At 38.5% G+C, this 22,812-nt stretch carries 14 protein-coding genes; all 14 read right to left on the reverse strand.

The features are described 5' to 3' along the window. Positions 1 to 8: 8 nt before the first annotated feature. The gene (locus tag PQ459_13235) at positions 9 to 1,715 is read right to left on the reverse strand and encodes a DUF5597 domain-containing protein (GenBank protein WDF45861.1); all 1,707 of its coding nucleotides are present in this window, start codon (positions 1,713 to 1,715) and stop codon (positions 9 to 11) included. A 606-nt stretch (positions 1,716 to 2,321) separates the two neighbouring features. Further along, positions 2,322 to 3,383 carry a galactose mutarotase gene (locus PQ459_13240; protein ID WDF45862.1) on the reverse strand — a complete coding sequence of 354 codons (1,062 nt, stop codon included), beginning with the start codon at positions 3,381 to 3,383 and terminating at the stop codon, positions 2,322 to 2,324. Positions 3,384 to 3,398: 15 nt separating this feature from the next. Beyond that, on the reverse strand, positions 3,399 to 5,909 hold the full coding sequence (locus tag PQ459_13245; protein WDF45863.1) for a glycosyl hydrolase 115 family protein: 2,511 nt from the start codon (positions 5,907 to 5,909) through the stop codon (positions 3,399 to 3,401). Between the two features lie 33 nt (positions 5,910 to 5,942). After that, the gene (locus tag PQ459_13250) at positions 5,943 to 7,655 is read right to left on the reverse strand and encodes a glycoside hydrolase family 43 protein (protein ID WDF45864.1); all 1,713 of its coding nucleotides are present in this window, start codon (positions 7,653 to 7,655) and stop codon (positions 5,943 to 5,945) included. Between the two features lie 336 nt (positions 7,656 to 7,991). Further along, a complete protein-coding gene (locus PQ459_13255; GenBank protein WDF45865.1) occupies positions 7,992 to 8,807 on the reverse strand; it encodes an SDR family oxidoreductase in 816 nt (271 codons plus the stop codon). A 42-nt stretch (positions 8,808 to 8,849) separates the two neighbouring features. Further along, positions 8,850 to 10,028, reverse strand: coding sequence for a mannonate dehydratase (gene uxuA / locus PQ459_13260; GenBank protein ID WDF45866.1), 1,179 nt, complete (start codon positions 10,026 to 10,028; stop codon positions 8,850 to 8,852). Between the two features lie 84 nt (positions 10,029 to 10,112). Continuing rightward, on the reverse strand, positions 10,113 to 12,056 hold the full coding sequence (locus PQ459_13265; protein WDF45867.1) for a RagB/SusD family nutrient uptake outer membrane protein: 1,944 nt from the start codon (positions 12,054 to 12,056) through the stop codon (positions 10,113 to 10,115). Positions 12,057 to 12,068: 12 nt separating this feature from the next. After that, positions 12,069 to 14,933 (reverse strand): SusC/RagA family TonB-linked outer membrane protein, encoded by a 2,865-nt coding sequence (locus PQ459_13270; GenBank protein WDF45868.1) that lies wholly within the window; start codon positions 14,931 to 14,933, stop codon positions 12,069 to 12,071. A 38-nt stretch (positions 14,934 to 14,971) separates the two neighbouring features. Next, positions 14,972 to 16,300: a xylose isomerase gene (gene xylA / locus PQ459_13275; protein WDF45869.1), complete on the reverse strand. Its 1,329-nt coding sequence runs from the start codon at positions 16,298 to 16,300 to the stop codon at positions 14,972 to 14,974. A gap of 111 nt (positions 16,301 to 16,411) precedes the next feature. Continuing rightward, on the reverse strand, positions 16,412 to 17,896 hold the full coding sequence (locus tag PQ459_13280; GenBank protein ID WDF45870.1) for an FGGY family carbohydrate kinase: 1,485 nt from the start codon (positions 17,894 to 17,896) through the stop codon (positions 16,412 to 16,414). A 16-nt stretch (positions 17,897 to 17,912) separates the two neighbouring features. Beyond that, positions 17,913 to 18,638: an NUDIX domain-containing protein gene (locus PQ459_13285; GenBank protein ID WDF45871.1), complete on the reverse strand. Its 726-nt coding sequence runs from the start codon at positions 18,636 to 18,638 to the stop codon at positions 17,913 to 17,915. Between the two features lie 643 nt (positions 18,639 to 19,281). Continuing rightward, positions 19,282 to 20,127, reverse strand: coding sequence for a sugar phosphate isomerase/epimerase (locus PQ459_13290; protein WDF45872.1), 846 nt, complete (start codon positions 20,125 to 20,127; stop codon positions 19,282 to 19,284). 19 nt (positions 20,128 to 20,146) lie between these two features. After that, entirely contained in the window at positions 20,147 to 21,559 is a 1,413-nt protein-coding gene (locus PQ459_13295) for a carbohydrate porin (GenBank protein WDF45873.1), read from the reverse strand. A 1-nt stretch (position 21,560) separates the two neighbouring features. Beyond that, the gene (gene fucP, locus PQ459_13300) at positions 21,561 to 22,805 is read right to left on the reverse strand and encodes an L-fucose:H+ symporter permease (GenBank protein ID WDF45874.1); all 1,245 of its coding nucleotides are present in this window, start codon (positions 22,803 to 22,805) and stop codon (positions 21,561 to 21,563) included. Positions 22,806 to 22,812: the final 7 nt, after the last annotated feature.

A 22,812-nucleotide genomic window follows, 5' to 3' on the forward strand; every position in this document is an offset into this window, starting at 1 on the left:
TCCGAATATTATTTATACTCATAAAGTTTAACATGCAGAATCTGGAAGTCATCCACTCCAATTCTGACGTGTCTGCCTTGGTGAGTCTGGTCGCCATTGAGTCTTCTGATGAAAACAAATTTTCCATTTTCATCCAAACCAATTTCGTCTACAGGTCCAATGCCTGCCCGCGAACCGCCGTTCCAGACCGATTGCGTTTTTTCTTTTCCGCCTTGTGCTGCAAAACCATCTTCGCCCAAATCTTTTGCCTGGATTACTTTTTTCTCGCTTTCTTTCTCGAATTCTACTACGATTCCGCTTCCTGCAACGATGTATTCGTCTTTGGCAATTCTCAGAATCAATCCACCGCCTTCCGGCCAAGTACTTCCGTCTTTGGAACGTGGATCCCAAGGCAATGAGAAATAATGTCTCGCTGTTATTTTAAGATCATCATAATTAATGATTCGCTCCGTACTTTTCTGATCGAACAATAATCCTTTTGACGCGCCTTGCCCCTGATACTTTGTCAGCAAAGGCATCAATTGTTTTAATTTGGAATAGGCATCTGCCAACCTTTTGCCTCCAGCTTCCGAATTATTTTCGATTGAGAAAGGACTGTAACCAATAGCATCGTGTTCTCCGAAAGCATAAAAAGCCTGAACGCCATTGTTCTGCGTCATTTTGATTTCCGGAACAAATAACGGATTGTTATGAAGTCTGTACTTTGCTGACCAAGAAACGAAATCTCCATCGTACAAATCCGGAGCAAGAATATCGATGCTTGGTGCAGATGCGTGCCAAATATCAATCAAATGTGCCAATGGTCCGCCCGCAGGATATTCTCCAGGTTGACGGTTTCTGCTGTTCATCGCAGCGTTGATGTACAAAGGTAGATTATGAATCGAGTGCGATGTCTTTGCCAATTTCTCAACATAAAGTCCGTAAGAATACGCGGTGAAAAGTTCATCTGTGTACAAATCTGCACCGAAAATTTCCTGCCAGTTTCCTTTGGTTTTGAAACCCGATTTACCCCATTTTTCTGATAATGAAGGATGCAGGTCTTTTTTATTTTTAACCAAGAATTTTATTAATGTTTCAGGAACCTGCGCATTGAAAATGGCATTGGCTTCTTTGGAATAATCTCGCGCGCCTTCCAGCATTCCGATCTCATTTTCCACCTGAATCATAATGACTGTTTTTTCTTTGTCAGTCGCTGCAATATGTTTGACTAATTCTCCAAAAATCTTGTTGTCCGCTTTCAAAACATTATCGGAAAATGAACTTGCAATTTCCAGCGGTTTTCCAGCTTTAGAATATGCTCTCGGATACTTTTTGTAATCCTGTTTGAACCAAAGTGGCGCATAGCAGGACATCGAATTTTTGTACGAACCAAACCAAAGGAAAACTACTTTGAGGTTATTTTTCTTAGCTTCATCAATTGACTTATCAATCAAACTGAAATCATATTTCCCTTCCTCCGGCTCTATCAGATCCCAATAAGCCGGAACCAAAACTGTATTAAGTCCCATTTTCTGAAGCTTAGGAAAATCTCTTTCAATATCCTGAAAAGATGAAGCTGATGAATTGCCTAATTCTCCGCCCAAGATCAGGAATGGTTTTTTGTCCACCATCAATTGGGTTGCTGTTCCTTTTTTCTGCAGATAAGGAATTTCCTGTGCCTTAAGAAAAAATGAAGCTGCAATACTAAAAAGAATAAAGCTCTTATTGAAATTCATACGAGAGTTTTTTGAAAGTTTCTTAATCTTGATTTTATAAATTAATGATCTTATTTCTCCTGCTTCAATTAGTGAAAAATTGATAATTCCTCTCTTCGTTATTAATAAGTCGTAATTCTACATTTCTAAAAATAAAAGAAAGTATCTACATACAAAACATTTTCGCGTCAACATTAGATTTAATGCACTAAAACGAGATTCAAGACCTCCTAAAATTATACAATTACTGCACTGACTTATCATAAAAAATAAGATTACAAAAACACAGTAAAACTTACCGTATCCATCGGAATTCTTTATCTGCAAATACATTAAAAGGAAATGCATATTTTTCAAAATTTTTATTTTGCTTGGCTTATCGTATTTTAAAAGATATCCCTTTGAAGAACTTTTTATGAAAAGGCTAATGATTCGACTGCAAACTTTAACACAATTTTAACATTCGGTTCATATAAATTTAATGTGATTCTTTACAAAAAGTAATGTTTATTAAAAAGATTAATAACTAAAATTTGGGTCAAAAAATGCTTTCCACGTCATCTGCCCGAAATATCAAATCAAAATCACTAGAAATACAATTAAGTATTGAGAATAATAGTTTAAAGTTTAACTGAAAACTGAAAATTTGTAAATCGTTTTTGAATCATATTTTTCTCCCGGTTTCAACATTGTTGATGGGAAATCTGGTTGATTTGGAGAATCTGGAAAATGCTGAGTTTCCAAACAAAACCCCGTTCTCTTTTCACTTTTTCCGCCAGTTTTTGTTTCAAATTTTCCATCGAGGAAATTGCCGGAATAGAACTGAACGCCTGGTTCGGTTGTCAAGACTTCCATCACTCTACCCGATTCCGGATGATGAACTTTGGCGATATTTCTAAGTCCATTTCCATTCAGAATATAATTGTGATCGTAGCCCTTTCCAAGTTTCAATTGCTCATCATCTTGATTAATATCTTTTCCGATTGGCTTTGAAACTGTAAAATCAAAAGCTGTGTTTTCAACATTTTTCAATTCCCCAGTTGGAATCATCGTTGAGTTTGTTGGAAGATATTGATTGGCTTCAATCTGCAATTCGTGGTCAGTAATTTTTTTGGTAAAATCTCCAGAAAGATTGAAATATGAATGTTGCGTCAGATTGACAATTGTCGGTTGGTCGGTTTCGGCTTCGTAAGAAATTTCTAAAGAATCATCGTCGGTCAAAGTATAAAAAACTGTAGTTTTTAGATTTCCAGGGAAACCTTCTTCGCCGTCTGGACTTGTGTAAGTCAGTTTTAAAGTTGGAAATTCTGAGTGGTTTACAATTTCAATATTCCAAAACTTGGTGTGAAAACCATTTTTTCCGCCGTGAAGATTATTAGAATGATCATTTTGATCGACTTGATACGTTTTTCCATCAATTTCAAATTTTCCGTTCGCAATTCTGTTTCCGTATCTTCCGATGATGGCTCCAAGGTAATATGGATTTTCATTGAAATAATCTTCTGGTTTTGTGAATCCTAAAACCACATCCTCGTAATTTCCATTTCTGTCAGGAGCTGTGAGAGAAGTGATGATTCCACCAAAATTGATGACTTCCAACTTCATCCCATTTTTGTTGGTAAAGGTATATTTTTTGACAACATTTCCGTCAGCCATTGTCCCGTAATCTGACACTTGAATATCTTTCATTAACTTAAAATCTAACTAATTTACAAAATCACTTTCCGGTGCACCAAGATAAGAATCTTTGAGTCTGCCAGTATCAATCAATATTTTTTGTAGAACAATTCCCGCATCCAAAACTCGGAATCGCAAGGTATGTTTTCCAGTTTTTGAAATTTGATGTTTCGTTTTGGATTTGATGATGTGTTCCGATTGCCATTGCCCTAATTCTCCACGATAATGACCATTGAAATTAACAATTTGAGGTTTTTCATTATCAAAAGAAATCTCGTAACGAAGACCTTTGTTCGAATTAAAATTAAGCGTCGGCGCCAATAACAACTGAACTTCAAATTCTCCAATTGAAGTGAAATCAACTTCATATTCAAGCGACACATTTTCATTTCGTTGGGGAGAAATATTTTGAGGAAAAGTCGTCACTCCTGATAATGTTTTCCCAAAGTCCGGAATCACTTTCCATTCGATTTTATCTGAATTATTTTTGCGTGAAAAATGCTCTGCTTCGATAGAAATGTAGCAGTCTTTTTCTCTGAAAATCTTACTTTTTGAACTTTCATTTTCATTTAAATAAATCAATTCCGGTAATTTATTTTTGTCCGGCTGTTGCCAATTGTCGTAACCAATTCTGGTTTGATCCATCGTGTGTTTCCACTTTCCGCCAGAGATTTCGTTGTTGTATTTGTTTTGAAGAACCGAATCATATTCAAAATTCTGTTTCGCTTTGTCGGCAAAATCATTCGCTCTGGTGTCTTTTTTCGAGGCTAATTGGTGGTTTTTTGCGACATTAAAATACAATTCATACAAATTACTGCAAGCATCGATCGGATACAAAACCAATTGGAAATACGCATCTTTATATTCAGCAGGAATCTCGTTGTACAAGCGGTTTGCATCGAGTGAAAGTTTTGTGTAATCATTCACAACAGTTTCAAATTCGTTGTAATTTTCCAGACTGTAAGTTTTGCTGTCCAAAGTTTCCGGCGTCACTCTTCGGTTGTATTTTGCATAAAGATTGATCATCCTCGCGATTTCCTTGGAATGCTTTTCTCCAAACTGTTCAGATGCCCAATTTTCCGTGTATTCCAAAAGATTGTCGGCATTGAATTGTTTCGGATTCCAAGCCATTTCCATAAAGAAACTGATCGGAAATTCCATTGGTTTCAAATCGCCAACGTTTACGACCCAAATCTTGTCAACGCCGTGTTCATAAGTCAAATTCATCTGCTCCCAAACACGTTGGATGGGACTGATGTTGATCCATTTCGAATTCCGTGGTCCGCCAACGTAATCAAAATGATAATACATCCCGTAACCGCCTTTGTGCAAAGGTTTGCTCAGATCAGGAAGCTTGCGGACGTTGCCCCAATTGTCATCACAAAAGAGCAAGATCACATCGTCCGGAACTTTCATTCCTTCATCATAATAATCCTGAACTTCCTTGTACAAAGCCCAAACCTGAGGCGTTTTGTTCGGATTTTTCCCGGTCACATTCTGGATAATTTTCCGCTGGTCTTTGACGATATTTTCCAGCAAAGAAATATTGGTATCTTCTCCCATTGCTTCGTCGCCGTCGCCACGCATCCCGACGGTTACGAGCTTTTCCCAATTTTTGCTTCGCTCGATTCCGGATTTCCAGAACTCTTGCAACACTTTTGCGTTTTTGGAATAATCCCAAACGTTCGGCAGATTGTTTTTTTTGATATAACGATGCCAATCGGTTTGCGCCAAAGCCATCGGTTCGTGGTGAGAAGTACCCATCACAATTCCCATTTCGTCGGCCAAAATTCCGTTTTGAGGATCATCGTCGTAGAAGGCTTTTCCCCACATCGCTGGCCAAAGATAATTACCTTTGAGTCTCAAAATCAATTCAAAAACTTTCTCATAAAACTTGGAATTTATTCCGCCAAAAGTCGTTCTCGCCCACGTTCCGAGCGATGGTTCTTCATCATTCAGGAAAATTCCGCGGTATTCTACGGCTGGCTCGTTGTCTGTGTAAATTCCTTTTTTGAAGTACAGATTTTCAGATTTTTTGACCGGAACATCTGCCCAATAATGCCACGGCGAAACACCGATTTGCTTGGAAAATTCATAGATTCCGTAGATGGTTCCGCGTTTGTCGCTTCCAGCAATCACGATGATTTCTGAGATTCCGTTGAAATCTTTGATATTTTGAATAAGATATTTTTCCCGTTTTCCCTTTAAATCTTTCTCGCTGATTTTTTTCTGTTTGATTAATTCATCAACGATTGAATTGGTTTCAATCGTTCCAATGATAATCAATGGCGAATTTGAATTTGAAATTTGATTAATGATAATCGGAGTTTCGCCTGTGACTTTTTGAAAATCGGATTGAAGATTATTGACAGCTCTCAGAATTCCTTTATCACTGGAAGAATTTGTGAAGATTGAAAGTTTCGTTGATTTCTCTTTGATAATGAGCGTTTCAGAACTTTTTTCTGTCGTGATGAAAGGTTCGGTCGCTTTTACATTAATGAAAAAGGAGAATATCATTAATAATAAAAAAAACTTCAAATAATTTATTTTAATTAATTGACTCATAAATATTTAAAATTTAATGTCATTATCCGAAGTTGCATATAAGCCAATCAAACTTCCGGTGAATCCGCCTGCAACATCCGTTGATAGAATATCACCAGAAACTTTTCCACCAAGATTCTTGTAATTTTTCCCATCCAAAGAATAATTGAATTGGTAATCATCGGCCACCACAGAAACCTGAAGCTGAATATTTTTTGAAAGTGAAATCTTCTCACTAGAAATTATCGTCGAATTTCCTTTTTCCGTACGTTCCAAAACGATGTAGAAATCTTTGTCCTTCTTCGTAATTCCAAAAACGTAATTAAAATTTTCGCTTTGATAGCAAGTGATTCCCGCCAATTCTTTTTCAGATTTTGGTCTGAAATCCAAGGTCACAGAAGTTTCCGAAGTGGCGTGTTGCTGTCTGTGAAACAATGCAGAAACTGGTGCTTTCGCTTTAATATTCGTCGAAAAAGGATTGATCTTAACACCATTTTTAGTCTGAGAAATAAAACTTTCACGCGGTCCACGCATCGCAATCCATCGGTAATCCAATTGAGATTTTTTTAAATCATCATTAAACGTGAAATTCCCATTTGGAAAAAATCCGTTTTCATTGGTTTGATTTTTCACGCCGTTTGGTAATTTTAATTTTGGTTTCATCGGCACCAAACCGTTTTGAAAAACTGGATAAGTTCCGCTCCAATCCACAGGCAAAATGAAGGTTTCGCGTCCAGTTGTCACTCTGTTTTTTTCATTAGGACGAATCGCTAAAAACACGCCGTAATACTTGCCATCAGGCGTTTCCACCAGATCGGCGTGGCCAGCCCAATCCACTTTGTCTTTTCTGTCTTTTGGGAAATATCTTTGCGTGAGAATCGGATTATTTTTGCTTGGAACAAACGGACCTTTCGGAGAATCTGACATAAAAATCACCTCGCTGTGATTGCCTCCAGTTCCGCCTTCTGCGCACATCAGGAAATATTTTCCGTCTTTTTTGTACAAATGTGGACCTTCTATCCAAATCGGTTTTTGGGTGATGTCCACGCCTCCATTCACGATAATTTTGTCCGAACCTGCAACTACTTGATCTTTTTCCAAATCGTAATCCCAGATTTTGATCACTCTGTGACCGCTGTATTGCTCGGTTCCTTTTGGTGGCGCATCGTTGTGAACGATGTAGGCTTTCCCGTCATCATCAAAAAAAATCGCAGGATCGATTCCATCAAAGTTTAGTTTTTGAACTTCGCTCCAGCCTTTTTTCGGATCTTTTGTTTTTACGACCATATTTCCGATTCCGCTCGCGATCTGCGTGGTTATCATATAAAATGTGTCGTTGTGCTTGTTATATTTGATGTCGGGCGCGTATATTCCTTCGGAGAATCCGGCTTTATCGACTTTCAATTGGGAAGGTCTGTCGAGAACGTGACCAATTTGTTTCCAGTTTACCAGATCATTAGAATGAAAAATCGGAACGCCGGGAAACATCGCAAAGGAAGAATTGACCAGATAATAATCGTTTCCTTTTCTCGTGATGCTCGGATCCGGATAACAGCCTTGAAGAATCGGCGAATAGAATTCATCGGATTTGAGCGGATTTTCTGAGTAGATCTTATCATTCCCTTTGTATTGAAAATCTGAAAAAGTCTGTGCAGAAAGTTGAGAGATTGTCAAAAATGCTGTTGCAATCAGCGTGATTCTATTTATTTTAAAATTGAGATTCATTGGATTCTGTTTCATTATTTTATTTTAAACTGAGTTTGCTTCTAAATTTTGTAAATAACATCAATAGGAATGGGCTAAAGCCCATTTATAAAATATTAATCCGAGATTGGCTTTAGCCAAAATCTATCATAATTTTTGGCTAAAGCCTTTTAATCTCTACATTTTGTAGCCGGGCTAAAGCCCGACCCTATTGATTTAAATTAAACCATATAACAATCAATTATTAATCAAACTCAGGTTTTTAATAGATTGATGATAAGTTAAATTGAGAAAATAACCTTTAAAAACAAGACCTTAATTGAAATTGAAATCAAGGCCTTGCTTACTGTATAAAGAAAATAATACTCAATTTTAAACGCCACTGAAAGCGCTGAAACCACCATCAACAGGAATCAAAGCACCTGTGATAAAACTTGCCGCGTCTGAACAGAGAAACTGAACGGTTCCATTAAGTTCTTCCACCTCGCCAAATCTCTGCATTGGTGTTTTGGCAATTACTTTTTTGCTTCGGTCTGTCAAAGATCCGTCTGGATTGATGAGAATCGCACGGTTTTGATCACCAATGAAAAAGCCTGGCGCAACGGCATTTACACGGATCTTATCTCCAAATTTGAGTGCCAAATCTGTTGCCAACCATTGGGTAAAATTGGTAATCGCAGACTTCGCGGCCGCATAACCTCCAACTCTAGTAATCGCGGAATATGCCGCCATCGATGAAATATTAATAATGCTTCCACTTCCCTGATCAGCCATTGCTTTCCCGAAAACAAAGCTCGGGTAAACCGTTCCGTTGATGTTCAGATCCGTCACCTCATCCCAGCCTTCCATATTCATATCGAAAAAAGATTGGTCTGGAGAAAGTGTTGCCGAAGGAATATTTCCGCCAGCGATATTCAATAAAATATCGATTTTGCCATATTTTTCGAGAATCAGTTTTGAAGCATTTTCGAGACTTTCGATATTCATAATGTTGGCCTCGATGGCTAATGCATTGCCTCCGGATTCTGTAAGTTCTTTGACACGCGCATCCAAAATTTTCTGATTTCTGCCAATCGCAACTACTTTTGCGCCAGCTTCGATGAAACTTTTGGCCAAGCTTCCGCCGAGAACGCCTGAAGCTCCGGTAATGACTGCGACTTTTCCTTTTATGCTGAATATTTCGTTCATTTTTTATAAATGATAAATGATGGTTGATAAATGATTTGTTTGTTAATTTTTATTTGACAATTCGTTTTGAACTGTTGCGATCACGCCGTCAATTTGACCTAATGCCAACATTCTTCCCAGGAAAGAATAGCCAGGATTGTAGCCTTTGTCGATATCATCTGTCAAAAGACGTCCGTGATCGATGCGCATTGGCAAAGCTGGATTTTCCTTCTCGAAAATTCGGACGACCTCAACGATTTTTCCTCTGCCTTCCAAATGTCCGGCTTCTATGAAATCTCCATTTTCGAAAACATTGGTACTTCTGAGATGGACAAATTTTGTTCTGGAAACATATTTCTGAGCCAACTTAGGAACGTCATTTTGAAGTCCGGCACTGAGAGATCCTGTGCAAAAAGTCAATCCGTTGTGGGGATTATCGACCGCAGTCAGGAACCAATCGATGTCATCTTCATTGGTTACGATTCTTGGCAAACCTAACAATGAAAATGGCGGATCGTCTGGATGAACGCACATTTGGATGTCATACTCTTCGCAAACGGGCATAATCTTTTCGAGGAAATATTTCATATTCTGGCGAAGCTGATCTTTGTCGATTCCGTCATAAAGAGCCAATAGACTTTTGAAAATGGCAACTGGATTTTGATCGCCCTCTTTGATGTTTCCATTCACGAAACCTTGTGTTTTCACGATGATGGAATCAATCAGATCATTGTTGTCTTGCTCGGTTAAAGTGGTTTTTAGTTCTTCAACTTTTGAGAGAATTTCTTGGGTGTAATCTTCCTCGGCACCTACTCTTTTCAGAATGTGAATTTCGAAATAGGCAAATTTGGCTTTATCAAAATACAATGATGACGAACCATCTTTCCATTGAAAATAAAGGTCTGTCCGAGCCCAATCCAAAACTGGCATAAAGTTGTAGCAAACGGTTTTCACGCCTGCTTTGCCAAGATTTTTTAGACTTTCGATATAATTTTCTATCAGTTGGTCTCTGTTTTCGCCTCCGTACTTGATAGGCTCGCTCACGGCAAGGCTTTCAACTACAGACCAACGAAGTCCGAAACTTTCTATAAAGTTTTTATAATCCTCGATGGCCTCCAATGTCCAGATTTCACCATTCGGAATGTCGTGAAGTGCAGATACGATGCCTTCTACCCCAATTTGGCGGAGCATATCCAATTTGATCTTGTCCTTCTTCCCAAACCAACGCCAAGTTTTTTCCATAGTAGTTTATTTAATTAAACAAAGCAGGTGTAAAGGCTACACCTACTTTGTTCTTGATTGATATGAATGTAAAATTATTAATAATTAATATCCTGGGTTTTGATACGCTGCCAATTCTGAAGCGCTAAGTTCCATTGATTCCAATTGTCCCTGTGGAATTGGTCTCAGATACAAATAGTTTGAAATTGTTCTATTGTAAACTTTAGCTGTATGATCTGTCAATGCAACGCCTCCAATTGTGTAGGTTTTGGCCAACTCGCCCCATTTCTGAGTTCTCACAAGATCAAACCATCTGTAGCCTTCTCCAAAATATTCTCTGGATCTTTCTGCAAGAATGTAATCAATTGTAATTACAGATGGTGTTGCTGCTATCATTGCTGCACTGTTATCTTCATTCTTCACTACATTTCCGTTATTGCTGAATCTCCATTTTCCAGCACGTGCTCTGATGACATTAATCAAATCTCTTGCACTTGTAGCTCCGGTAGCACCTTTAACAGCTGCTTCTGCCGCTACAAAGTAAAGTTCTGAAAATTTAGCAATCGGAAAAGGACGCGTGATACCACCATTTGGCTGGCCAAGTCCATTCCCGTTATCCGTTCTGTAAGTTCCAATTTTCCAAAGATTTGGATAAGCATATCGGTTGATACCGTTTGGAGCAATCACAAAGTCTGCCCTGCCTGGTAAAACACCTGCTCCAACATTGCTTTTATACACAGCATTTGAGTAATCGATGGATGTGTTGTCCTGATCGATAAAACTTAGAATGGCACTTCCAACTTGTACCGGCAATCCATTTGCGCCATATAAAGTTCCAGTGGAAATTCCTGCTTTGTTCCAGTTAGATCTGAAAGTCGTCACAAAAGTTCCGTCGTACCTTGAGTCATTGGTTTTATCAGCAAATGTATTTTTCACCACTTCAATTGGTGGCGCCATACATTTCCAAGGACGTCCGTAAGCTTGCGCCGCTTCTCTTTGAACCGTTCGGATTTTTGCACCTGTCCAAGCTGCGTCCGTTGAACTTTCTAAGAATGTATAATCCCAAGTTGTCATCCAAGCCGCAAAGTTTCCAGGAGAAGATCCTGTATTGTATGAGTGGCTGGATCCATCATAATATTCACTAGATTCTGTGTGGTCTGCGAACAGCAACATCTCTTTGTGACGATCATTCTGAGCCACATTTACATCGTAGTAAGTAGCCTGAAGTCCGTAACCTGCAGGATTATTGATACCTTCCATTGCAATGTTATAAGCACTTTGGAAATACCATTGCGCACTTTGACCATTCGGATCTACTCTAGGTGTTTCCGGATATGTTGGAATATTGTTTGGGTTTTGAAGCCACCAACCGTAAGTCAGATAAGCTTTAGCCAAATAAAGTCTTGCAACCGTTTTTGTCACACCTCCAGTTACACGTGGCGCTGTTGGCAACTCTTCAATTGCTTTGATAAGATCTGGAAAAATCGCTTTGGTGTAAACCTCAGTCACTGTATTTCTCTTGGATCCTCTGACTGTACTCGTATTGAATGCTAAATCTCCTGATCCTAAATCCAAAGGAACACCTCCAAAAGTCTGAACTAAATTGAAGTACATAAATCCTCTGAAAAATCTTGCTTCTGCAATGATGCTGCCTGCAATATTGAACTGACCGCCTTTTTCTATAACACCATTCGAAGTATTGATTGACTTGAACGCATTGTTCCATAAAACATCAGAACGGCTGCTTGCCGGCGTCAACTGACCAACACCTGAGAGATCCATATCTTTGTAGTTACCGTCTGCACCGTGTCCCCAAGTATATTCGTCGGTTCCGGTTTCGGTTGCATTCAGCCAATATCCATTTCCATAGATGTTTCGTAGATTGGCATACATATAAGTAATACCCCCTAAAACGCCTGCCTCTGATTCAAAATAAGCTGATGTATAGGTTGCACGCGGTGTTTCTTCTAATATATCATTTGAACAGCTAGATAATACTAATGTAGCCAAAACTGCTGTTACCGCTGTATTTATTCTTAATTTTTTCATTTTGAATAATTTTTAGAATGTTAAGTTTAGACCGATCATATAGTTTCGTATAGATGGTGTGTTGGTTCCAATTGTAAGGAATCTGCTTTTGTAGACATCATTAACAGCCTGGTTCTCGTTTCCAAGAGAGTTGCTTTCCGGATCCATTCCAGACTCGTCGTGATACGGAGAGAAAAATACAAATGGATTCGTTACTGTGGCATATAATCTCAGCCTTGTAATCCCAGCTTTTTTGAAAACTTCCTGATCAAAGTTATAACCTAAAGTGATGGTTCTGATTTTTACATAAGAAGCATCAAATAAGGCTAAAGTACTGCCATATTTTGGATTGTTACTACTTTGGATTCCGCCTGGTTTTGGATATCTCACATTCGGATTCTCTTCTGTCCAGTAGTCAACATCCACGTTATTCCTTCTTCCACTTAGCATATTGAGATAACTGGTGTTTCCGTAAAGTGTACTGATGATAACACCTCCACTTTTGAAAGCGCCCACAAGACTCAAATCAAAGTTTTTGTAAGCCAATCTGGTATTAAAACCACCTGTAAAATCCGGATCTGTATTGATAATCTGTCTGTCCGCAGGTCCAATTGCTCTGACTGGTGTTCCGTCTGCATTGTATCCACCGGTGTATAGAACTTTAATCATCCCGACATTTCCGCCTGGTTCCAATGTACTCAAGTTGGGATCGCCATTCTGCCAAAGACCTTCGTACTGATAATCGTAGATGGAATTGATAGAATGTCCCACAAACCACCAGTTACTCTCATCTCTTGTTGCTCCAGAAGCCAAAGATGTGATTTTGTTCTTATTAGCAGATAAATTAAATCCTAGATCCCAGCTGAAATCCTGCTTATTAATAATTGATCCGTTAAGAGAAATTTCGAAACCTTTGTTTTGTGTAGATCCAACATTGGAAAGTGTTCTCTCCGCTCCTGAAGTTGCCGGTAAATTAACATCTAACAGCAAATCTTTGGTATTAGTCACATAATACTCGAAGGTACCGGTAATTCTGTTGTTTAAAATTCCGAAGTCTAAACCGTAGTTGAAAGTTTCAGAATTTTCCCAGCCTAACTTTGGATTTGGTAGCCTGGAAACATAATATCCCATTGCATAATCGTTACCAAAATTGTACGGTGTCGTAGATAACTGACCAAGGGTTGTATAAGGAGTCACAGCCTGATTCGCCGTTCCACCATAACCAAAACGCAATTTCAAATTATTGATGTATTGTGAACCTTTAAGAAAATCCTCATTAGCAACGTTCCATCCTGCTGAGAATGCGTTATAGATATTCCACTGATATCCTGGAGATAACCTTGAAGATCCATCACCTCTAATGGTTGCAGAAAACATATAACGCCCGTCATAATCATACATTACACGTCCCATCCAGGACTTCAAACCAGCGATATAATATCCTTGCTGATCTGGATTGATCGTAATTTCCCCTTCAGCATGACCCAAATTGTAAAACTGGAAAGCATCTGTTGGGATATCTCTAGCAGTGATGAATGAACTGTTAAATTTTGTCTGCTCCTGGGACTGCAATGCAACAACACTCACTTTGTGTTTATCTGCAAACGTTCTGTCGTAACTTAAGATATTCTCGTTTACCCAATGCGTTGTAAGCGAATTACCGATAGAAGCTGTAGAAAGATTATTTGGTTCTGAGCTGAAAACACCCTCTCCGGTGTAAGACCCAGAATTTGTCGTTTTAAAGTTCAGACCGACATTAGATCTTAGCTTAAGTCCTTTCACCCAAGGAATATTGAATTCCCCGAAGAAATTATTGTAGGAACTGAAGGCTATCGCTTTGTCAATCCAAGAATCTCCAAGTCTGTCTATGCTTTCTCTGGTAGTCACATATTGTGTGTCTGCAGACATTATTACACGTTCTTTCAAAGTTCCGTCTGCGTTGTAAGGATTGGCAATTGGTGTAGAACTTAATGCATTATAGATTCCTAGGTTAGAACCTTTGTTCACAGTATAAGCATTGTTGCTGGACATTCCAATTCTGAAATATTGCCCTAATTCCTGATCCAAACTTCCTCTGAAATTCAGTCTTTCAAAACCTTGTCCCGGAAGAACAGATTTCTCATTATAATAACTGAATCCGAAGTTGTAAGAACCTTTCTCTGTACCGCCAGAAACGCCGACATCGTGGTTGGTAACGATTCCTTTTTTATAAAGAAGATCCTGCCAGTTTGTGTTCACATCATTGGATTCATCAACACCCGGTTGTACAAATAGATTTGCATCTGCTCTTAGTTTGATGAATTTTTCAGCATCCATCATTGGGTATTCTGAAAATATCTTGGAAATCCCTGTGAAAGTGTTGTAAGAGAATGTCGCTTTCTGTCTTTTTCTACCAGTTTTGGAAGTGATTAATATAACTCCATTCGCTCCACGGGAACCGTAGATGGCTGTTGCAGAAGCGTCTTTCAAAATATCCAAACTCTGAATATCATTTGGACTGATATCCGCTAAAGATCCAGGAAAAGGAATCCCATCCAAGACAATCAAAGGATCATTGTTCCCTGTAAGAGAACGCGTTCCTCTAATTCTGATCTGCATCGGCGCACCAGGCTTACTCGACGACTGGGAAATGTCCACACCCGCTGCTCTACCCTGCAAAGCCTGACTGATATTGGCAGAAGGCACCTCTCTCATCACATCTCCTTTTACAGAAACCACAGATCCCGTAACAGCCTCTTTCCTCTGTTTACCATATCCGATGACAACTACTTCTTCTATCTTTTTTTCGCTAGCGGAAACCGTATCATTTGTCGTTTGTGAATAAACAAGGCTCGTAGGCAATAAAGCCATTGCAAAGAATATTGCAGCTTTATTTTTGGCAAAATTAAATCTATTCATAATTTTTGTTTGTTTGAGTGTTAATAAAAACCGATGTACTAGATGTACATATTGACGATAGCTTCAAACAATTCTTGTTTACCACTTTTTCTCTGTGGCTCGCCAATTTCATGAGCTATTTTCTGAAGATCTTCCAAAGTAAGTTTTCCTTCTTCAAAGCTTTTCCCGTTTCCATTATCAAAAGAAGAATACCTCTCTGTTCTCAATTTTTTATAATCTGATTTTTCCAGAATGTCTGCTGCTACCAACAATCCTTTTGCGAAAACATCCATTCCCGATACGTGAGAGATGAATAGATCTTCCGGATCTGTAGAGTTTCTTCTGATCTTTGCATCGAAGTTGACACCACCTGTTCCTAAACCACCACTTGGAATAATCGCTAACCAAGCCTGAGCTAAGTCATAGTAGTCAATCGGGAACTGGTCTGTATCCCAACCATTTTGATTGTCTCCGCGGTTGGCATCTATGCTTCCCAACATTCCTGCATCTACAGCTGCCTGCAAATCGTGCTCGAATGTATGGCCGGCCAATGTAGCGTGATTCACTTCCAGATTCAATTTGAAATCTTTGTCCAAACCGTAGTGTCTTAGGAATCCAATGACTGTTTCTGCATCGTAGTCATACTGATGTTTGGTTGGTTCCATTGGTTTTGGTTCGATTAAGAAATTACCTGTGAAACCTTGCTGACGTGCATAATCGCGGGAGATTGTCAGGAATTTTGCCAAATGCTCTTTCTCACGCTTCATATCGGTATTCAGAAGTGTCATATAACCTTCTCTTCCGCCCCAGAATACATAATTCTCTCCTCCAAGTGCAATCGTTGCATCGATGGAATTCTTAACCTGAGTTCCTGCGCAAGCCAAAACATCAAAGTTTGGATTGGTAGAAGCACCGTTCATATATCTCTCGTGCGAGAAAACGTTTGCAGTTCCCCAAAGTAGTTTGATGCCGGATTCATTTTGTTTTTCTTTTGCGTACTCTACAATTTGCTGAAGATTGCTTTCATAATCTTTCCAATTGTCTGCAGGATCTACAAGATCTACATCATGGAAACAGTAATATCCGAAGCCCATTTTGGTCATAAATTCGAAGCCTGCATCCATTTTATATTTTGCTCTGGAAACGGCATCATTTCCAATACTCCAAGGGTGGTGAATAGTTGGACCTCCAAATGGATCGCTGCCGTCTGCACATAACGTGTGCCACCATGCCATTGCGAAACGCATCCACTCCTTCATTGGTTTTCCCATCACGACTCTGTCTGCATCATAATAGCGGAATGCCAATGGATTTCTGCTTTCTTTTCCTTCAAATTTGATTTGTTCTACACCTGGAAAAAACTCCTTTGTTCCTTTTAAAATGTTCATAATTCTTAATTTATATATTTAATTATTTTCTAAATTTTGACATAGAGGTAACCTTCTCACTGATTTTTTGAGTCTCAGCGAGCTTGGTAAAAACTTCTATTTAATTTGGATTTATATAATGTGCTTCAGGTAACTATCCCATTTTCCGTAAGCCTCTAGATATTGATCTCTTTTTTCGTGTTCCGGTTCTATCACTGCTATTTTTTCTAATGAAGCAAAGGCTTCCTGGGAGTCCGCATAAAATCCGATTCCCATTCCGGCGGCTCTTGCTGCTCCAACTGCTCCATCTGTATCATAAAGTTCTATCACCACATCGCTGACACTGGATAATGTCTGGCGGAAAATCGAACTTAAAAACATATTGGCATTTCCGGCTTTTACAACCTGGATGTCCATTCCCATATTTCTCATAATCTCCATTCCGTACTCGTAAGAGAAAACGATTCCTTCCTGTGCAGCGCGGAGGATATCGCCTTTGGAATGGATATTGAAATTAATACCGTGTATCGAGCAATCTGTTTCCTTATTTTCCAAAACTCTTTCTGCCCCGTTTCCGAATGGAATAATGCTGAGTCCTTTGGAACCTATCGGAGAAAGCGATGCTAAGTCATTCATATCACCATAAGAGGATAATGAAGTGGCAAAATTATGTTTCAGCCAGGAGTTCAGAATTCCTGTTCCATTGATGCAAAGCAAAACGCCCAATCTGGTCTGCTCCGCTGTATGATTCACGTGAGCGAAAGTGTTGACTCTTGATAATTTATCATAATCCAATTTATCCAAAACACCATAAACTACGCCCGAAGTTCCTGCTGTAGAAGCGATTTCGCCAGGATTGAAAACATTAAGGGAAAGTGCATTGTTTGGCTGATCTCCTGCTCTGTAGGAAATTGGTGTTCCGATCTTCAAACCTAATTCCTGAGCTGCAGCTGCGGAAACCGTTGCTTGAACTCCAAAAGTGGGAACAATCTCTGGGAAGAAACTTTTTGGAATGCCGTAATAATTAATCACATCCTCCGAGATGCAGTTGTTTTTAAAATCCCAAAAAATCCCTTCTGACAAACCTTCCACAGTAATTCCTATTTCGCCGGAAAGTTTCATTGCGATGTAATCTCCGGGAAGCATTATTTTATCAATCTTCTCGAAGATCTCTGGTTCGTTTTCTTTTACCCAAGCCAGTTTTGAGGCTGTAAAGTTGCCTGGAGAATTCAAAAGGTGGGAAAGACATTTTTCTTCACCAATCGCTTTGAATGCTTTTTCGCCGTAAGGAACAGCGCGACTGTCACACCAGATGATGGAAGGACGAAGAAGATTCTGATCCTTGTCCACCAATATCAATCCGTGCATTTGCCAAGTGATACCAATAGCTTTGATATCCTCCGGATCAATTCCGGAATGGTGTATCACGGATTCGTGAGCCAATTTCAAATTAGTCCACCAGTCCGAAGGATTCTGCTCTGCCCATCCGGGATGAAGGGCAGAAATTTTCATTTCTTTTTTGGGAGAAAAGTCTGACGCAATAATTTTTCCGCTGGAAGCTTCCATTAGACAAACCTTTACGGACGAACTACCTATATCATATCCAAGCAAATACATTGTACAGTGTGGGGGATTATTTGATTAATTTATTATTGTTCTTTTTATAAATCTTAGCATCGAATTTATAATATCGGGCTGCTCTGTGGGCTACATTGGTTTCAATCTCATCCAGCGGAATGATGTAGCTGAAAGACGAAATCTTCTTATGAAAATTCTTGATATCAATATTTCTCTCACTCACCGCATTGTACAACTGATAAAGCTGTCTGATTGTAAACTTCTTAGGAAGCAATTCGAAGATAATAGAGAAGTCTGATTCTATCCACTTCCTGATTTCCACCAGGGATTCTTTGATAATCTGATTGTGGTCAAAAGGTAATTCCGGCAACTTTTCTATCGGGCACCAGTCTACCGTGTCGTACTTTGCACTGTTGATCTTGTGATCTATTTTGCAAAGCGAGAGATACGCTACCGTGATGATTCTGTCAATATTATGTTTGTACTCCTCTCCCATCCAGCGGATATCGTGCTTGTTGCTGGCACGATTGGGATCTGCAAAACATTTGAATTGTTTGAGAACCATTTTCTTGATTCCCGTGAGTTCGTGGAGAACTCTCTCTGCAGCATCGTCCACATCCTCATCACTCAGGATCAAACTTCCCGGCAGTTTTTTCTGCTTATTTGTCGGCATATCATCCAGATATCTTTGAGCCAACAGAATGTTGAGGCGGTTCTCGTGATCGAAACCAAAAACCACACAGTCAACAGACACATAAGTATGAATAAAATTGAAATTCATTATTGAGTTAACATTTACGTAACATTACAAATATAAAAATACAATCGAGATAAAAAAATATTTTTTTCATTATTCCCTGCTTATCAAGTATTTACATATCTATTTTTTATGATAAGAATTTATTACGAATTATGATAAGCTTATCATACTAGTTATGATATTAATTTATAATGTACTTATAAACAGTATTATAAAATGCTAGAAATATGGATAATTTTTCGGCAATTGAAAAGGCGAGATATGATAAGAATTCAGAAATTTTCATCTAAAAATCTTGCGAAAAAATTCAGAAAACATACTTTTTAGATCAAAAAAACTTATTTGGAGAATTATTTTTTAACTTTTTTTAATGGTAAAATTGCAAAATGGCACAAATTTTAATTTTATAATACACTTTTTCCTAGTATTGTCTTGTTGGTTTAAAATCTAAAAAGCTTTTGGTGAATAACAATATAATATAGTTAAAAATCACGCATTATCTCAGTCAAACGCGCTTAAAAGACCTTTCCAATCTATTGTTTCTCAATTGAGAAGTGATCTTATTAATACTTTAAATAGCTAAAAAAAACCAATGAAAAATATCCATTGGTTTCTTAATTATAAAAGTCGCAGCTAAAATAATAGAAAGCTTTGAAAACTGAATCTAATTGCTGAGACTCATCTCTTTTAAAAACTTCAAACTTCTTAATGCCAATTCTTCTGCATCGTAAGGCGATTTTTGCCACAATGAAACCATTTGCTGCATTCCGGAGATTGACGATGAAAAATTCTCTAGAACCAAATTTCCTTCAAAATCGATTTCGTTCAAAGCATTGAAAAGTTCTTCCCAATTGACCGTTCCTTCTCCTAACATTCCACGGTTAGATTCTGTTATATGGACGTGTTTCAGTTTTTTTCCGGCAAGAATGATTGGATCATAAAAATTATTTTCCTCAATATTCATATGAAATGTATCGAGATGAAGAAACAAATTATCTTTTCCTGTTTTTTTAATTAAATCCAAAACATTCTCTGCCGTATTGCAAACATAAGATTCATAACGGTTGATGGGTTCAATTCCGATATTGACACCTTTTTCTTTGGCATAATCAGCAACTTTGCTCCAAACTTCTACAATGATTTCAGATTCATTTTCAGTCAATGGATTTCCTGAAAAAACACCAATTCCGCCGTGAAGGACACCACCTAAAAAATCAGTTTCGAGTTCCGAGGTTTTGTCAATGGCTTGCTTTATTAGTTTTTCTGCAACTTCGGGATAGAATGCGATGTGTGCATCTTTCGGAAGATTCAGTGAACAAACAACATCCAGATGATGATCTTTCAATTGTTGTTTTACTTCTTTAGAATTAAATTCCATCGAGGTTGGCAATAGGATTTCAATCAAATCAAAGCCTGCTTTCGATGTTTTTTCTATAGCATATTTTCCTGCTTTCGGATTCCAATTTGGTGTGATCCAGGAAAGCAATGATGCTCCAAATTTTACTTTCATTTTTTTATTTTAATATTAATTAGAAAATCCACCATTCCGTTCTTACGCCAAAATAAGTCCCGAATCTCTTCGCTCCGGATTGCTGTAAAAATGGTGAATACAAACTGTTCATCGCCTGATCATTATATCTCGAAACTTCTGCAATGAAACGAATATGCGGTCTTGCCCAGACGCTTCTTTCCGCGGTTGGGACAATGGTTGGCGCCAAAACTAATTTCGTCATCGCAGCTGGATTTTGATTGCCGTCTTTCCTTGATGCAAAGTGAAGTTCTGAGAGAATGTGAAACCAATTATTGAAATAATAAGTCGCTCTCAAACCTGTATTGAATTCAGTTTTTTTATTAAAAATCTCTCTTTGATAATAGTCGATTGCTTTGTTATTACTTTCCGAACCTCCTTTACTCATCGTAAAAACCGCATAAGCATTGGCAGACCATTTATTGGAAAGATTTAACAAAATATGTTCGACTGCGGTCAATGAATAAGCACCATTATAGTTTTTCGTCACTTCGTCCGGAGCGCCATAAGTTCGCCAGGTTTGGGTGTTTCCTCCGTCTCCTCCGTTGGCAATTCCGCCTCCGTATCTGATTGATATTTGATTGAAAGAACCTGCAATTTTTGTTTTTAAATTAGTATTCAATTTTGCTCCCAAAACCCAGCCTTGGTCAGACTTATATTGCTCCATCGAGTTTTTGCCCGACTTATCGACGTTATGAAATTCGGCCAGAAGTTTCAGTTGGTGACTGTTATTTCTGAATGGAATGATCTGTTCCAAAATAAAAACTTCCCGTTGTCTGTAGATCAGATTTTTTGTTCCACTAATGACATTCGTATAAGAATATGGCGTCGAATTACTGGCTGCCGTATCAATCGCTGCAGGAAAAAACATAGAAAATCTTGTATTTTTATGTCTCACGCCCCAACCCGTCGCCGAGTGGTCATCAAAATAAAAATAATCTGCAATATGAACGTCATCATATCTTAGCCAACGCGAACCTGCCCAAACATCCCAGTCGCTTCCCATAATATTTCTAGCTTCCACAAAGGCTTCTGGCAAAGCGATGATCATTCCCTGATTTGATTTTGAATCTACATTCCCGAGAAAAGTGCCGCCCGAATAGAAACTCAATCTCGCCTGCATATCGATCTTTGTAGATCTCATACTGTCGCCGTTGACAAGCGGAGTGAAATGAAAGGCTGGCAAAAAATCCACATAATCGCCCTGATCCATTCTTCCACCCAATGAACCTTGATTATTAAGATTCAGTTGTCTACCTGTTTTCCCATCTGCGTTTGGGGAATATCCTGCGCCAATCCTCCCCGTCGTTCCAAAGGAAAAATCCTTATTTTTGATAACAATTTGGGCGTGAGAAATCTGGCTGATGATTAAAATAAACCAAAAGCTGTGCTTAAAAACATTTAAATTTTTCATTTTATTTAAGTGTTTTCGGCTTGTAAAATTTCAAAGCAAATAATAGAATTACAGCATAACAAACAATCGGAAGAAGATAAGCGTGCGCAATATCTGTCTCGGCAATTTTGCCCATCAAAGGTGGAAAAACAGCACCTCCAAACATTGCCATTACAAGGAACGATGAAGCTTGTGGAACTTTGTTGCCCAATCGCTTCAAACCAAGACTGAAAATTGTAGGATACATTACACTCAAGAATAAATTTAATAAAATCAAACTGATGAAAGATGTCCACCCGAAACTTTGGGAAATGATCAAACAAAGAACGATATTACAAGTTGTGAAAATTGCGAGAAGCTTATTCGGAGCTATGAATTTCATTAAAAATGTTCCTACAAAACGTCCGATCATCATCATTGCCATACTTAAAGAAAAATAATAAGATGCCTCAATTTCCGGAAGATTCATTTTTTCCACGCCGTAGTTTATAAAATACGCCCAAGTTCCGCCTTGTGCAGCAATATTGAAAAACTGTGCGATGACAGCAAATATAAAATGTCTTTGTTTCCAAAGTGGCGCGTGCGGATCTGAAACTGAAGCTTCTACTCCATTTTCGTTCTCAGAGATCTGAATATCTTCTGCGTGAGGATCTTTCAGACTTGGAACCTTAATAAAAGAAAAAATAATGGTGATGGTTAAAATAACAAGGCCAATCCAAGTGTAAAGATCTTTGACGGAATCTAATGAATTATCATCCAAACCCGATTTCCCGAAAATGAAAAAACCACCTAAAAGCGGACCGATAATCGCACCCAAACCATTGAAAGACTGGGCAAAATTAACCCTTTGATCACTCGTTTTCTCATTTCCCAATGCTGCAACAAATGGATGCGCCACCGTTTCCAAGGTCGCCATTCCCATTGCCAAAACGAAAAGTGCAATTCTGAAAAAGTTGAATGACATCTGATTGGCAGCTGGAATGAATAGAAAAGAACCAAGCGCAAAAAGTGATAATCCCAAGATCACACCCAATTTGTAACCGAATTTCTTCATAAATAATCCAGCCGGAATTCCCATCAATGCATATGCTCCAAAGATTGAAAGCTGTACCAATCCTGATTCTGATTTTGATATTTTCAGGACATTTTGAAAATGTTTGTTTAATACATCTCCCATCGTCAAAGCAATTGCCCAAAAGAAGAATAATGAAATCACAAATGCCAGTACGACATAGTATTTCTTTTCTGTAAATTTTGCAGTATTCATCGTATTG

The sequence above is a fragment of the Chryseobacterium sp. KACC 21268 genome (assembly GCA_028736075.1).
Taxonomy (GTDB): Bacteria; Bacteroidota; Bacteroidia; order Flavobacteriales; family Weeksellaceae; genus Epilithonimonas.

Bases quoted from the DNA above. Each gene is read 5' to 3' on its own strand.
- uxuA (WDF45866.1), bottom strand. From the start codon at position 10,028: ATGGAAAAAACTTGGCGTTGGTTTGGGAAGAAGGACAAGATCAAATTG.
- PQ459_13250 (WDF45864.1), bottom strand. From the start codon at position 7,655: ATGAAACAGAATCCAATGAATCTCAATTTTAAAATAAATAGAATCACG.
- PQ459_13240 (WDF45862.1), bottom strand. From the start codon at position 3,383: ATGAAAGATATTCAAGTGTCAGATTACGGGACAATGGCTGACGGAAAT.
- PQ459_13285 (WDF45871.1), bottom strand. From the start codon at position 18,638: ATGAATTTCAATTTTATTCATACTTATGTGTCTGTTGACTGTGTGGTT.
- PQ459_13235 (WDF45861.1), bottom strand. From the start codon at position 1,715: ATGAATTTCAATAAGAGCTTTATTCTTTTTAGTATTGCAGCTTCATTT.
- PQ459_13255 (WDF45865.1), bottom strand. From the start codon at position 8,807: ATGAACGAAATATTCAGCATAAAAGGAAAAGTCGCAGTCATTACCGGA.
- PQ459_13265 (WDF45867.1), bottom strand. From the start codon at position 12,056: ATGAAAAAATTAAGAATAAATACAGCGGTAACAGCAGTTTTGGCTACA.
- xylA (WDF45869.1), bottom strand. From the start codon at position 16,300: ATGAACATTTTAAAAGGAACAAAGGAGTTTTTTCCAGGTGTAGAACAA.
- PQ459_13280 (WDF45870.1), bottom strand. From the start codon at position 17,896: ATGTATTTGCTTGGATATGATATAGGTAGTTCGTCCGTAAAGGTTTGT.
- PQ459_13290 (WDF45872.1), bottom strand. From the start codon at position 20,127: ATGAAAGTAAAATTTGGAGCATCATTGCTTTCCTGGATCACACCAAAT.
- fucP (WDF45874.1), bottom strand. From the start codon at position 22,805: ATGAATACTGCAAAATTTACAGAAAAGAAATACTATGTCGTACTGGCA.
- PQ459_13295 (WDF45873.1), bottom strand. From the start codon at position 21,559: ATGAAAAATTTAAATGTTTTTAAGCACAGCTTTTGGTTTATTTTAATC.
- PQ459_13270 (WDF45868.1), bottom strand. From the start codon at position 14,933: ATGAATAGATTTAATTTTGCCAAAAATAAAGCTGCAATATTCTTTGCA.